This window comes from Rhodoferax sp. PAMC 29310 (genome assembly GCF_017948265.1).
In the GTDB taxonomy this organism is placed as follows: Bacteria; Pseudomonadota; Gammaproteobacteria; order Burkholderiales; family Burkholderiaceae_C; genus Rhodoferax.
Window position 1 is genome coordinate 3,995,682 of sequence record NZ_CP072852.1, and the last position, 12,458, is coordinate 4,008,139.

Sequence of the window (12,458 nt, forward strand, 5' to 3'; positions counted from 1 at the left end):
TTATTCTTGGCGCGGGACACACGAATATGCCCGGCACCCACATCGCGTCTCACGCGCCTCTTAGTCCGGCGCATGAGCTGGAGTCGCTCACCCTGTGCCGGGTGGATGAGGCCCATCTCCGCCCCGCCGTTGAGGTGAGCTTTGGCACCGATGTGCTGGCCGTGGTGCGACTGTTTCAGGCGCGCAAGACCACGAGCGTGCTGGTGCGTGATACGTCGACAGAACCGCATCGTTTGGGCATATTCACCACCACAGGTCTGCAGCGCGCCATTCTGAACGGGCAGGCGCTCGATCAATTGGCGGTAGGTGGCTTGTCGAGTTTCCCGGTGATCGCCGTGCAAGCGGCTGACCAACTCGGCGACGCCATGGCCGAAATGCTTCGCCACCGGGTGCACCGGGTGGTGGTGCGGGACGGCGAGGCGGTGGTCGGCCTTTTGGAAGCGCTGGACCTGTTCAGCTTTTTGTCCAACCAGTCGCATCTGATCACGGTGGAGATAGAAAACGCCAGTGACCTCTCGGGGCTCAGCCTGGCATCAAGCCGCATCACCCGCATGATGGGTTGGCTGTATCGCAACGGTTCACGTATTGAGTTGATTGCACGGCTGGTGCAGCAGCTCAACGCCCGCCTGTTTGAGCGGGCCTGGCAGTTGATTGCCCCGCCGGACTTGGTGGCCAATAGCTGTCTGTTTGTCATGGGCAGCGAAGGGCGGGGGGAGCAGTTGCTCAAGACCGACCAGGACAACGGTCTGATTCTGTGCGACGGCTATGTACCGCCAGCCGACTTGGAGGCGATCTGCCAGCGGTTTTCTGATGCCCTAGCTGATTTTGGCTACCCGCCATGCCCCGGCAACATCATGCTGAGCAATCCGCAATGGCGACGAACGGCCAGCGATTGGGGGCAAACCACGCGCCAATGGGTCATGATGCCCGACGGCCAGAGTTTGATGAATCTGGCGATTTTTATGGGCGCCCATGCCGTGTGTGGCGACGCCAACTTGTTGGGCGATTTGAAGCGCGGTATCAGTGACCGGATGATGGACAACGACGTCATGGTGAGTCGCTTTGCGGCGGCCATCGACGCCTTTGGCAGTGAGTCCGGCTGGTGGAGTCGTTTGGTGGGTCGCTCAGACCCCGACGTTGCCCTCAATTTAAAGAAAGAAGGCGTGTTCCCGCTGGTGCACGGCATACGCAGCCTGGCCCTGGCGCACCAGGTGGCAGAAAACGGCACGGCGGCGCGTATTGCCGCGCTGGTGTCACTGGGGCAACTGGAGCCAGACCTGGGCAACGACTTGAGAGACAGCCTGCATGTTTTCATTGGGCTCAAACTGCGTGCCGGCTTGGCAGAGTTGGAGCAGGGAAGCCCGGTGAGTGGCACGGTGAACAGCGCGTCGTTGGGCACCCTTGACCGCGACTTGCTACAGGATGCCATTGGTGTCGTGAAGCGCTTTCGGGCCGTGCTTCGCCGCCGCTTCCATCTGGATGCCATGGGCTGAGCCAATCAGGAGCATGCCACCGCCATCGTCTGGTTGATGTACAAGGCTTCCTCCTCTTTCTACAACAGGCGAATGATCAGATGACTCTCCTGACACGAATGACTGGGGTGCCACGTTTGTGGGCGTCCAATTCGTGAGTCACCCTGAATCGGACGGGCTCTCACCGAGAGCTCAGGAAAATAGTGTTTCAAGCAACTATTCACTGCTGGGCGAGGAACGCCACCTGGACTGAATAGCGCACGAATAGTTGCCCGAGACCTTCGCCGACTGGCTCTTGCATCCCACGGTGAGCTGCATATCCATCGGAAGCCCTGCTCTGCGCCCGCAAGCCTCCACGGCGAGAACGCTCTGATGGTTCTAGGCTAGGAAAGGCTGACCATCCTTGGTGACACGTTTGGCATCCGCCTTTGACGACGAAGGGTGGTTCAATTTCCCAGGGACGCTGGGCCTGAACCTTGGCGAGCAGCCCGTTGGCTCGCCCATCGATGAAATTCCTGAGCGCAGTTGAAGGCCATGGACGGGTCCAGTCGAAGTGGGTATAAGGTTGTTGTGGCAATCAACACTCTCAGTACCTGTCACAACTACTTCAAGGAGAAACCATGCGCAAAACTCAATTGATCCTCGCTTTGTCAGCCTCCGTCTTGCTGGGGGCCTGTGCCACGACCCCCTCCAGTGGGCCGATGGGCTTTTTCCTCACGAGCGCCGGCCCCGGCGATGGCGCCAATCTCGGAGGCCTGGTTGGAGCCGACGCGCATTGCCAGAAGCTGGCGACCTCAGCTGGTGCAGGCAGTCGAACTTGGCGCGCCTACCTCAGTACTGGCTGGACCAGCAAGACACCGGTCGTCAATGCGCGTGATCGCATTGGCAAAGGTCCCTGGTTCAATGCCAAGGGCGTGTTGATCGCGCGCGACGTGGAGCATCTGCATGGCGCCAACAACCTTACCAAGGCTACCGCCCTGGACGAGAATGGCTCACTGGTCAACGGCCGCGGCGACACGCCGAACAGGCACGATATTTTGACCGGATCGAGCAGCGATGGCAGGGCGTTTTCCTCAGCGCCGGGCATGCCTGAAATGACCTGCGGCGAATGGACAAAGAATGGCGACGGTTCGGCCATGACCGGCCATCACGACCGCAGTGGCCTAGCCGACGACGCTTGGTCGAGGTCCTGGAACTCGTCCCACAACACGGCCGGTTGCGGTCAGCAGGCGCTCACGCGCACCGGCGGCGCTGGACTTCTCTACTGCTTCGCCATCGACTGATGTCGCCAATGGGCGGATATTGCCTTCACGGTCTCCGACACGGAGAATCGCAGGTGCAACGGTTCGGCTGATATCGGCAGGCTTGAGTCAATACGGACCGTTCTCGTTTTGCGGCCAAGCCGCCATGAATATTCCCGCTTGCGCCTGAACCCAGTCCCTGCTTGTGGCCCTGCGACATCCGAGGTTTTCGGCATCGCATTTGACAGCCCGGATCCCCGCGAATAGCATCATTTTCCGCTTTTAAACGGAGGTCTTATGCACATGCCCTTGCTCATTCGACGTTGCCTCGCCGGATTGCTGTTGATGGGAGCCTGCCTGAGCGTCGCCTTCGCCCACCACGGCTGGCGCTGGACGGATGATGGACAGTTCGAATTGACAGCCAAGGTCGAAAAGGCCTCGCTGGGCAACCCACACGGTGTACTGACGATGGATGCAGATGGTTCGAAATGGTTGGTCGAGGTGGGTCAGCCATGGCGCAATGCGCAGGCTGGCCTAAGCGATTCGATGATGGCCAAGGGCGCTACATTGACGATTGTCGGCAAACGGTCCGCCGACGACAAAGAGCAGCGCATGAAGGCGGAGCGCATCATCATCGATGGCAGGAAGTTCGACCTCTATCCGGAACGCCTGCCGGATGGGAGCAGGTAGCGACCATCCAACTGAGCTCGCTTGAGTTCTTTACTGGAAATCTTCGAGGGCCTGGACAGCAGCGCGCTGTCGGTCAGCCTTCGGGCCTCAGAATGGTTGTACCCATTGGTCAATGCGCTGCACATTGTGGGCATCGCGCTGTTGATTGGTCCGATCCTCATTCTGGATTGGCGCGTGCTGCGTCGGCGTGGATCACCCGTCCTATCCGTTTTGGCCTCGCTATTGTTGCCGGTTGCGCGTGGTGGCTTTGTGCTCGCGCTGATGGCTGGATCTTTGTTGTTCATGGCGCGCCCTCTGGACTACGCCTTCAACACACTTTTTCAGATCAAGCTGGGATTCATTGTGCTGGCCTTGCTGAACATCGCATTGCTTCACCACAGCAAGGCTTGGGACCTCGCGGTGGCGCATAACGACCCGCATTGGCGCGTGCGGCTGGCCTGCGGTTTTTCGCTTTTATTTTGGTTGATGGCGCTAGGCCTTGGACGGTTGATCGGCTACCGTTGATTCCGGTTCAGGTCGCGCTCAACGCTCAATCCGTGTGCATGATGGCGTTGGGCGGGCTGACGGGCTGAAAAGAGGATCGGCCTGATCTTTTGGAAAGAGTTGTTGCGCAAAAGCCCGGTATGCCGCCTAGCACAAAAAAACCGGGCGCAGGGCCCGGTTTTTTGAGGTCAACTGGCAGAACCGAGTTCTGCCGTGGTTGATCAGTGGCCGGAGGCGCCAGAAGCGCCCAAACCGGTCTCTGAGCGAACCTGCTGAGCCGGGAAGGCCGCACGCTCTTTGGCGGCGTTGGCGCTGCGATCCAGGATGGAGAACAGCCAGATGCCCAGGAAGCCAATCGTCATGGAGAACAGTGCAGGCGAGGTGTACGGGAACCAGGCTGAACCTTTGGGGTTGCCCAGAGTCGCTTCCCACACGGAGGGCGACACAATGGTCAGGCCCACCGACGAGATCAGACCCATGAAGCCGCCAATGACGGCGCCCTTGGTGGTGCAGTCTTTCCACAACACGGCCATGAACAGCACCGGGAAGTTGGCCGACGCCGCAATGGCAAAGGCAAGGGACACCATGAAGGCAATGTTCTGCTTTTCAAAGGCAATGCCCAGTGCGACCGCAATCACGCCGAGCACCTGGGTGGTGACGCGAGATACTTTCAGTTCAGACGCGCTGTCAGCCTTGCCCTTTTTGATGACCGTGGCATAGATGTCATGTGACACCGCAGAGGCACCCGACAAGGTCAAGCCCGCCACCACCGCAAGAATGGTCGCAAAAGCCACCGCCGAGATGAAGCCGAAGAAGACATTGCCGCCCAAGGCTTTGGCCACCAGAACCGCCGCCATATTGGCAGAGCCGCCGCCGCCCTTGATGATGCCCGTGGCCGTATCAGCAAACTCGGGGTTGGTCAAAACCAGCGTGATGGCGCCAAAACCGATGATGAAAATCAGCACATAGAAGTAGCCAATCCAGGTGGTGGCCCACAGCACGGATTTACGAGCTTGCTTGGCATCAGGTACGGTGAAGAAGCGCATCAAAATGTGGGGCAAGCCAGCGGTGCCGAACATCAGCGCCATACCAAACGAGATGGCAGAGATCGGGTCCTTGATGAAACCGCCAGGTCCCATGATGGTCAGACCAATTTTTGCGGCATCTTCGGAGGTTTTGCCACCATTCAAGGCCAGTTGCGTCTTGACTTCAACCCCTTTGGCAAACAAGGCTTCAAAGCTGAAGCCGTAATTCGACATGACCATGATGGCCATGAAGGTGACGCCCGCCAGCAACATGACTGCCTTGATGATTTGCACCCAAGTGGTGGCTGTCATGCCGCCAAAGAGCACGTAGACCATCATCAGCGCGCCCACCAGCACCACGGCGATCCAGTAGTCCAGACCAAACAGCAGCTTGATCAATGCGCCCGCACCCACCATCTGGGCAATCAGGTAAAACGCCACCACCACCAGCGTGCCCGAGGCCGCGAAGATGCGGATCGGTGTTTGCTGGAAGCGGTACCCGGCTACGTCGGCAAAAGTGAACTTGCCCAGGTTGCGCAGGCGCTCGGCCATCAGGAAGGTGATAACGGGCCAGCCGACCAGGAAGCCGATCGAGTAGATCAGGCCGTCATAGCCCGAGGCCATGACCGCTGCGGAAATACCGAGGAACGAGGCGGCAGACATGTAGTCGCCGGCAATGGCCAAACCATTTTGAAATCGGTGATACCGCCGCCTGCGGTGTAAAAGTCAGACGCCGACTTGGTTTTTCCAGCCGCCCATTTGGTTATGAACAAAGTGGCCACCACAAAGCCGCCGAACATGCTGATCGCCACCCAGTTGGTGGGTTGCTTTTCGACTTGACCGAGGTCGGCGCCTGCAGCCAATGCCGTTCCGGCTGCCAGCAGCATCAGCAGCGCAGCCAGGAAGAATTGAAACTTTTTCATTTGGAAGCTTCTTTCAGGATGCTGGCAGTCAATTCATCAAATTCGCTGTTGGCACGGCGCACGTAGATGGCGGTGATCACAACGGTAAAAATAATCACGCCCAAGCCAATGGGAATGCCCAGGGACGTGACCCCGGCCCCGATGGGTTGCGCGAGAAACGATTTGTCAAATGCAATCAGGGCGATGTAGCCGTAATACACGACCATCATCAACAGTGTCAGGCCCCAACCAAAGCTGTTTCGCTTGCGCCGAAGCTCGTGGTACTTGGGATTTTTTTGAATTTTGTCTACAACGGGATCACTCATGTGACACTCCTTTTGAGGGTTAATAGGTTTAATTAAACGTATCGTTAGCACATTTGATAGATATTGCCAAGTCGTACTGACCCACTCCTTACGACTTTTGTGGAAAAGCGTGTGGGTGGCTAAAAAACCAGAGTATTTTTTGGAGCGTTAGGGCGGTGTGCGCATGGGCATAACGCATGGCCGAGAGGGTGTGAACCTGGTAACAACACCCGCCGCTCACGTCGAGCGCCGGGGCGAGTCAGCGTACCGCCCGAAGGAATGGGGATTCAGTGCGTCGGCGAATTCACCGATGGCTCGTCGGCAACAGGCAGGCCGCCTGGTGCGCTGTTAGCTGCCGGGTGTGTGTGATGTCGGTGAGCTCGACTGCTGCGGCTGCTGCCGCCTCCGCTGCGGTGTCGGAGACGACGACGCTCGGCTTTGCGCCGGTGGTAGGCCAGGCCAAACTTCGCGAGGTGGAACAGGCCATAAAGGCCGGCGGCAGATAGAGCCCAGGGTTTGATCTCATCTATCAAAGCCATCAACAATATTTCTGCTTTGATTTGATTCTCTGCATGTTGCTCAGCCGAGACGGGGGGCGAAGATCTGTCGGGGGTGTCCCAGGTTTTTCCCTGTGTGCCCAGCTGTCTTGGGTCGGATCCCGCCTTGCCGCTATTGACATCAGTGAACTCGGCAGTGGAGTCTGGGCGGTCGCCCAAAGTCACGGAGCGAATGGCGCTCACAATGCCAGACTTCAGGGCGTCTTCATAGGTGGGGCGAATCGTCTCCTTGACGGCGTTGGACATTTCCTTCATCAGTCTTGGAGACTGCGCCTCAGCGGTGGCCGGGTTGCGGACCTGCAGCGGTGCTCGGAAGGGGCTGAGTGTGGTAGCTGAGGGGTTGCCCTCAGCGATCGATTGCTCAATCGCTCTGTCCCGCAGAAGATCCAGCTGAGATTCCTGCGCCCCAGACCCCGGTGAGTTGCCGGGGGATGGCATGGTCGCGCCAAGGGGTGTGTCTGACTGTGTTGAAAAAGAGGCTGCGGCCGCGCTCATGGGGGCCAGTAAGAAAAAAAGGCAGATAACCGCGTTTGCGGTCTTTTGTTGATTGTCAGCTGAGAATCGCATTGCCGGAAATAACGCACCTACAGAACAGGCACCCCAGCGATGCCTTTGCGTCGATTCCAATCGATTTCAGGAACGGTGTCAACGTCAGCGCAGCCGCGTCGCAACTTGCATTCACCCGGTCTCCGGCGCCATTTACCGATGGGGACCTGGGTGGCCCGCCCTGGCAATCTCCCGGCCTTCTGGATTGTTACGGTATGTTTCCGTTGTGTTGGCGCGACGTCAGATTGATGTCAGTTGCCCCTTTGATAGTGCTCGCAGCAGGCTCAACCCCTGACGATAAAAACACCCCAAAGGGAGACAACCCCATCGCCACCTCACCGGCAGCGCCGCCACTGAGTGCCACGCAGAAAAAAGTGGTCTTTGCCACGTCACTGGGCACCGTGTTCGAGTGGTACGACTTCTACCTGTATGGCGCGCTGGCCACCATCATTGCGCGGCAGTTCTTCAGCGGGCTGGACGACGGCTCGGCCTATTTCTTTGCCTTGCTCACCTTTGCGGCCGGCTTTGTCGTGCGGCCATTCGGGGCGCTGGTGTTTGGCCGCCTGGGTGACATGGTGGGGCGCAAATACACCTTCATCGTCACCATATTGATCATGGGCTTGTCCACTTTCATCGTTGGCGTGGTTCCCAACTACGCCAGCATTGGTGTGGCCGCGCCTTTGATCCTGATCTTTTTGCGCTTGCTGCAGGGGCTTGCCATGGGCGGGGAATACGGCGGCGCCGCCACCTATGTGGCTGAATATGCCCCCAAGGGCCGGCGTGGCGCCTACACGGCGTGGATTCAAACCACTGCCACCTTGGGTTTGGCGCTGAGTCTGTTGGTGGTGCTGGGCACGCGCTGGTTGCTGGGCGACCATGCCTTTGAGGACTGGGGCTGGCGGATTCCCTTTTTGCTGTCCATCTTGCTGCTGGGGGTGTCGGTTTACATCCGGCTTAACCTCAGCGAGTCACCGGCTTTCCTGCGGATGAAAGCCCAGGGGCGCCGCTCCAAGGCTCCCCTGACGGAGTCGTTTGCTCGGGTCAACAACCTCAAAACGGTGCTGTTGGCGCTGGCGGGTCTGACTGGCGGGCAGGCTGTGATCTGGTACTGCAGCCAGCTGTATGTGTTGTTCTTTTTGACCCAGTCGCTCATGGTTGAAGCCACAGTGGCCACCCTCTGGGTCGCCGCATCCCTGTTGCTTGGCTCGCCCTTTTTTGTGCTGTTTGGTGCGTGGTCAGACAAGGTAGGGCGCAAGCCGATCATCATGTTGGGCTGCGCGCTGGCGGCCGCCAGCTACTTCCCGGTGTTTTCCGCGTTGACGGCGGCGGCCAACCCCGCACTGGCCACGGCGCAGGCCACCAATCAGGTGACAGTGACCGCGGATCAGGCTGAATGTTCGTTTCAACTCGACCTCACCGGCTCCGCCCGTTTCTCAAGTTCTTGCGATATGGCCAAGCAAGCGCTGGCAGCCGCGTCCGTCAGCTACACCAATGTGGCGGGGGTGGTGGGCACACCGGCGGTCATCCATGTGGGCGGGGTCGCCGTTTCAAGCTACAGCGTGCAGGGGTTGAGTGGCGCAGAGGCCCGTCGACACGCGGACACCTTCAAGGCCATGTTGGCTCAGGCGCTGGCTGACGCGGGCTACCCCACCAAGGCGGACATGAGCAGGGTCAATACCTGGGGGGTGATGGCCTTGCTCATTTACTTGGTGGTTTTGGTCGCCATGGTCTACGGCCCCATGGCAGCCGCGCTGGCAGAAATGTTCCCCACCCGCCTGCGTTACACCTCTGTCAGCTTGCCGTATCACATTGGCAACGGCTGGTTGGGCGGCTTGCTGCCGACCATCGCCTTTGCCGTGGTCGCGCAAACCGGTGACATGTACAGCGGCCTGTGGTACCCCGTCATCGTGGCCGGTGCCACCGCCGTGGTCGGCACCCTGTGGCTGAAAGAGACCAAAGACGTTGATCTCGACAAGGTGGAATGACGGGCCGGCGTGAGGTGACATTGCCACGGCTTGTTGCATCCCGCATTGCCAAAAATGTATTCAATCGCAGCTGGCCTAGCTGCCGTAGTTATCTTGTATCTTTCTACCAATGTCCGTAATATCAGTCTTTATCTGGTTTTAGACTGTTATTGCAGCCATGAAGTACAAAGAAGAACCCCTGTTGACCGCCCCGCATCTGGCCGAATCCGTGGCGCTGGGTGCCAAGCTGGCTCGGCTTCGCCATGCCCGCAAGCTGCGCCAGGTGGATGCTGCGGCGCGGGCCGGGCTGGCCCGGTCCACGGCAGTACTGATCGAAAAAGGCGACCCCAGCCGCACGCTGGGCCAGATTTTTCGTTACCTGGAGGCCATTGCCCCCGGCGTTACCTTGCTTGCTTCGCAGCAAGAAGCCGACCCCGCCCTCACCGCCTTGGCGCACGCTGAGGCGACCCAACGTGTGCGGGCCCTGTCGCCCACTGAACTGGGCGCGTTAGACTTTTGATGGCCCAAGACACCCTCTTCGTGTTTGCCCACCTCTCAGAAGGCTGGGCGCTTGTCACTTTATCAAGCGCGCGATGTGGTGGCCTCCCGTTTCGCCTATGGCACCCGCTACATTGAGCGCCCCGACGCGTTTGAAATCGACCCCGTAAGCCTGGGCTTGGCTGACAAAGCCCGTGTGCGCGGTGCTGAGCTGTTCCCCATCAACCAGCTCCCCTAGTTCGTTGGCATTCGGGATGCCGCGCCCGACGCCTGGGGGCGCCGCGTGATTGAAGCGCAACGCCGGGTGCCCGCCAATAGCCTCAGCGAGGCGGACTACCTGCTGGGCGCAGGCAGCGACCGCGTGGGCGCCCTAGATGTGCGCGCCGCGCTGAACAGCCCGACCCACCCCGGCGCGGCACAGGTTCAGTCTCTGCCGTACTTGCTGGAGACCGCAGAGCGCGTTGATCAAGGCCTACCCATCCCGACGACCTTGACCGACTTCTTTGGCTCGGCCCCTGGCGCGGGCGGGGCGCGGCCAAAAGCCACGGTCCGCGACGAAGCCAATCTGCTTTGGCTGGCCAAGTTTCCTGCCGTGGGTGATGCTTTTGACGTCGCCCTGGCCGAATGCTGCACCCTGAAACTGGCCAAGCGCTGCGGCCTGACCGTGCCAGAAGTGCGGGTGCAAGACATTGGCGGCAAATCGGTACTGCTGATCCGCCGCTTTGACCGGTACTGGCAGGCCCCTGGCTCCGCCCTGGAGGACGACACCGCCCTGCATGAAGCTGAGCCTTCGGCGGGCCTGGTCGAACATCGTTTGCCCTTTGCCAGCAGCCTCACGCTGGTGGCGTGCGACGAATTCGAGTCCCGGCCCAAAGGCTATGCCGACCTGGCGCTCCCTGTGCGTGCTCATGTGCACCCCACCCAAATTCGCGCCAACAGCGAAGAGCTTTTTGCCCGCATTGTGTTCAACATCTTTGTCAGCAACGATGACGACCACCTGCGCAACCACGGCTTTGTGCGCGACCCGCGCTTGCCCGGTTGGCGACTGAGCCCGCTGTATGACGTGGTGCCACACCCCAGTGTGGCCTTTGAGCGCTAGCTTCATCTACAGGTGGGCGCACGGGGCAAGCTGGCCACGCTGGACAACGCCATGTCCGCCTACAGCGCCTTTACCCCGCAAAGAACCACCGCCATGGCCATCATTCGCCGCATCTGAAGCGAGCTGCGCCAGTGGCGAACCGCGTTTGAGGACATGGGTGCAACTAACCCGGGCATGGGCCGCCTGATCGACCAACTCGCCCCCGCCATACGTGATCTGGACGACATTTGCTCGCCCGCGCTGCAAGCCGAACTACGCAAACCCTGATTGTTGGCAGCGTGTGGGGTGCAACAGCCGCCCATGGCAAGCCTCATTGCCCTCGGTGTCACGCTCACCACCGTTGAGCGGCGTTCACCAAACCCCCCATTCGGGGTATAGACGAGCGGCTGGCCCGCCCCTATATTTGCCCCATCCAAAAGCACAACACCCTTGAATGCGGTGCATTCAAGGGAATTCATTGATGTTTGCTGCAGCTGTTCTCGCACCGGTCAACGGCGTCACGCCATCATCTTTGCCTGTTTTGATATCAAATGTGAAGCTACTTACGACCGTAATTCGAGGGCTAGATGCCAATTTGATTCAAAATTCGGAACGGCAAACCAAATTGAACTCTTAATGGAAGGACTGACACTCGACTGGTAGTTTCGTGACTCTCGAGCAAGCACTTGTGACGGCCTCGAGCCGGGCATGGACATCCCTGCGGAGATCAAAACGGCCAAGCGGCGGGTGATTGAATACCTCTGGAGTCCGGTGCAGCGGGCGGGGCGTGAGAGTTTGAGGGAGTGGTAGGGAGGAGTATGACAAGACAACACCATGACACCAACCCATTCGCTACTTATTTAGTAGCTGCCTCCGTCCGACAGACGTGCGCTAAAGACCGATTCGGCATCAATAACCAAGCGGAAAATCACACCAACCAAAGGATTGCAGCATGATTTTTTGAGGTTTCTGGCGGGCTTTGTCGCGTGGCTTGCGGTGGTTATCTTTCTCAGCAAGCGCATCCCGCACTGGTTGAGTGTGACCCAACACGGTGCAGCGATCAGTTTGCTGGTGTTCCCCGTGACTCTTGTGGCACCCGTTGCGGGTGAATTGATTGGCCGATGGCAGTTCAATCGGCTGTGCGAGCGGGAGGCAGTGGTGACCTTGAGCCCGGCTTGGGAGAAGGTGAAGCGGGCGGGGAAGAGAGATTTTCCGATTGTGCCCTTGGACGGATATCTCATTCGGATTCTGTCTCAACGTATGAAATATTTTGACATCGATACCGGGAAGATATTCTTCACCAAACAGGCATTCCATGCCGATGGTGGCTTTCTCGCTTATCAAATGGAGCCGGGTCTTGGCGTCTCGACCGCGTGCTGGCCGAACGACCGGATCCAAGTATCAAACAAGCTAAATAGTGAACAACTTTTGAAACTAGAGGAGCTGAAGTGACAACAATTGCAAACGCATACATCAACACCGTATTGGCTGATGCCGCTTATGTCGATGTGCCACAGGCACAGTGCGATGCACCGAGCGGGGAGCGATAACCCAACGCATGACAACACCACGACACAAATCCGTTAACTATTGATTTGATAGCTGTATCCGCATGAAATTCGGTCGCTAAAGCCATATTTGGCATTGAAAAGCAATAGGTCAAACCCGTTGACCTAATTCCATTTTTAGAACATTCC

General features: G+C 58.9%; 12 protein-coding genes and 1 pseudogene. 10 read left to right on the plus strand and 3 right to left on the minus strand.

The features are described from left to right. Positions 1-26 precede the first annotated feature (26 nt). The 5 genes from J8G15_RS18560 (at position 27) to J8G15_RS18575 (ending at position 3,907) form a co-directional block, all read left to right on the plus strand. Positions 27-1,493 (plus strand): DUF294 nucleotidyltransferase-like domain-containing protein, encoded by a 1,467-nt coding sequence (locus J8G15_RS18560; RefSeq protein ID WP_210544098.1) that lies wholly within the window; start codon positions 27-29, stop codon positions 1,491-1,493. Positions 1,494-1,875: 382 nt separating this feature from the next. After that, positions 1,876-2,001 carry a hypothetical protein gene (locus J8G15_RS21900; protein ID WP_255555732.1) on the plus strand — a complete coding sequence of 42 codons (126 nt, stop codon included), beginning with the start codon at positions 1,876-1,878 and terminating at the stop codon, positions 1,999-2,001. 91 nt (positions 2,002-2,092) lie between these two features. Next, a complete protein-coding gene (locus J8G15_RS18565; RefSeq protein ID WP_210544100.1) occupies positions 2,093-2,755 on the plus strand; it encodes a hypothetical protein in 663 nt (220 codons plus the stop codon). A gap of 261 nt (positions 2,756-3,016) precedes the next feature. After that, positions 3,017-3,403: a DUF6152 family protein gene (locus J8G15_RS18570; RefSeq protein ID WP_210544101.1), complete on the plus strand. Its 387-nt coding sequence runs from the start codon at positions 3,017-3,019 to the stop codon at positions 3,401-3,403. A gap of 21 nt (positions 3,404-3,424) precedes the next feature. Continuing rightward, the gene (locus J8G15_RS18575) at positions 3,425-3,907 is read left to right on the plus strand and encodes a hypothetical protein (protein ID WP_240538366.1); all 483 of its coding nucleotides are present in this window, start codon (positions 3,425-3,427) and stop codon (positions 3,905-3,907) included. 200 nt (positions 3,908-4,107) lie between these two features. Here the strand turns inward: J8G15_RS18575 and J8G15_RS18580 are convergent. The 3 genes and pseudogenes from J8G15_RS18580 to J8G15_RS18590 all read right to left on the minus strand — a co-directional run bounded on the left by J8G15_RS18580 (position 4,108) and on the right by J8G15_RS18590 (position 7,170). Further along, positions 4,108-5,834, minus strand: a pseudogene (locus J8G15_RS18580) (cation acetate symporter). Further along, positions 5,831-6,139 carry a DUF485 domain-containing protein gene (locus J8G15_RS18585; protein ID WP_210544103.1) on the minus strand — a complete coding sequence of 103 codons (309 nt, stop codon included), beginning with the start codon at positions 6,137-6,139 and terminating at the stop codon, positions 5,831-5,833. The pseudogene J8G15_RS18580 and the gene J8G15_RS18585 overlap by 4 nt, the downstream one beginning before the upstream one ends. A gap of 266 nt (positions 6,140-6,405) precedes the next feature. After that, complete coding sequence (locus tag J8G15_RS18590) at positions 6,406-7,170, minus strand: hypothetical protein (protein WP_210544105.1); 765 nt, start codon at positions 7,168-7,170, stop codon at positions 6,406-6,408. Positions 7,171-7,547: 377 nt separating this feature from the next. Between J8G15_RS18590 and J8G15_RS18595 the strand changes: the two genes are divergently transcribed. The 5 genes from J8G15_RS18595 to J8G15_RS18615 all read left to right on the plus strand — a co-directional run bounded on the left by J8G15_RS18595 (position 7,548) and on the right by J8G15_RS18615 (position 12,213). Next, the gene (locus J8G15_RS18595; protein ID WP_240538587.1) at positions 7,548-9,206 is read left to right on the plus strand and encodes an MFS transporter; all 1,659 of its coding nucleotides are present in this window, start codon (positions 7,548-7,550) and stop codon (positions 9,204-9,206) included. 157 nt (positions 9,207-9,363) lie between these two features. Continuing rightward, positions 9,364-9,705 carry a helix-turn-helix transcriptional regulator gene (locus tag J8G15_RS18600; RefSeq protein WP_210544109.1) on the plus strand — a complete coding sequence of 114 codons (342 nt, stop codon included), beginning with the start codon at positions 9,364-9,366 and terminating at the stop codon, positions 9,703-9,705. 51 nt (positions 9,706-9,756) lie between these two features. Then, the gene (locus J8G15_RS21720) at positions 9,757-9,921 is read left to right on the plus strand and encodes a hypothetical protein (RefSeq protein ID WP_240538367.1); all 165 of its coding nucleotides are present in this window, start codon (positions 9,757-9,759) and stop codon (positions 9,919-9,921) included. A 45-nt stretch (positions 9,922-9,966) separates the two neighbouring features. Next, the gene (locus tag J8G15_RS21725; RefSeq protein ID WP_240538368.1) at positions 9,967-10,782 is read left to right on the plus strand and encodes a type II toxin-antitoxin system HipA family toxin; all 816 of its coding nucleotides are present in this window, start codon (positions 9,967-9,969) and stop codon (positions 10,780-10,782) included. Between the two features lie 924 nt (positions 10,783-11,706). Continuing rightward, on the plus strand, positions 11,707-12,213 hold the full coding sequence (locus J8G15_RS18615) for a hypothetical protein (RefSeq protein ID WP_210544111.1): 507 nt from the start codon (positions 11,707-11,709) through the stop codon (positions 12,211-12,213). The last annotated feature ends 245 nt before the right edge of the window (positions 12,214-12,458 follow it).

Coding starts and splice junctions, on each gene's coding strand:
- J8G15_RS18560 (WP_210544098.1), top strand. CDS start 27: ATGCCCGGCACCCACATCGCGTCTCACGCGCCTCTTAGTCCGGCGCAT.
- J8G15_RS18565 (WP_210544100.1), top strand. CDS start 2,093: ATGCGCAAAACTCAATTGATCCTCGCTTTGTCAGCCTCCGTCTTGCTG.
- J8G15_RS18570 (WP_210544101.1), top strand. CDS start 3,017: ATGCCCTTGCTCATTCGACGTTGCCTCGCCGGATTGCTGTTGATGGGA.
- J8G15_RS18585 (WP_210544103.1), bottom strand. CDS start 6,139: ATGAGTGATCCCGTTGTAGACAAAATTCAAAAAAATCCCAAGTACCAC.
- J8G15_RS18590 (WP_210544105.1), bottom strand. CDS start 7,170: ATGAGCGCGGCCGCAGCCTCTTTTTCAACACAGTCAGACACACCCCTT.
- J8G15_RS18600 (WP_210544109.1), top strand. CDS start 9,364: ATGAAGTACAAAGAAGAACCCCTGTTGACCGCCCCGCATCTGGCCGAA.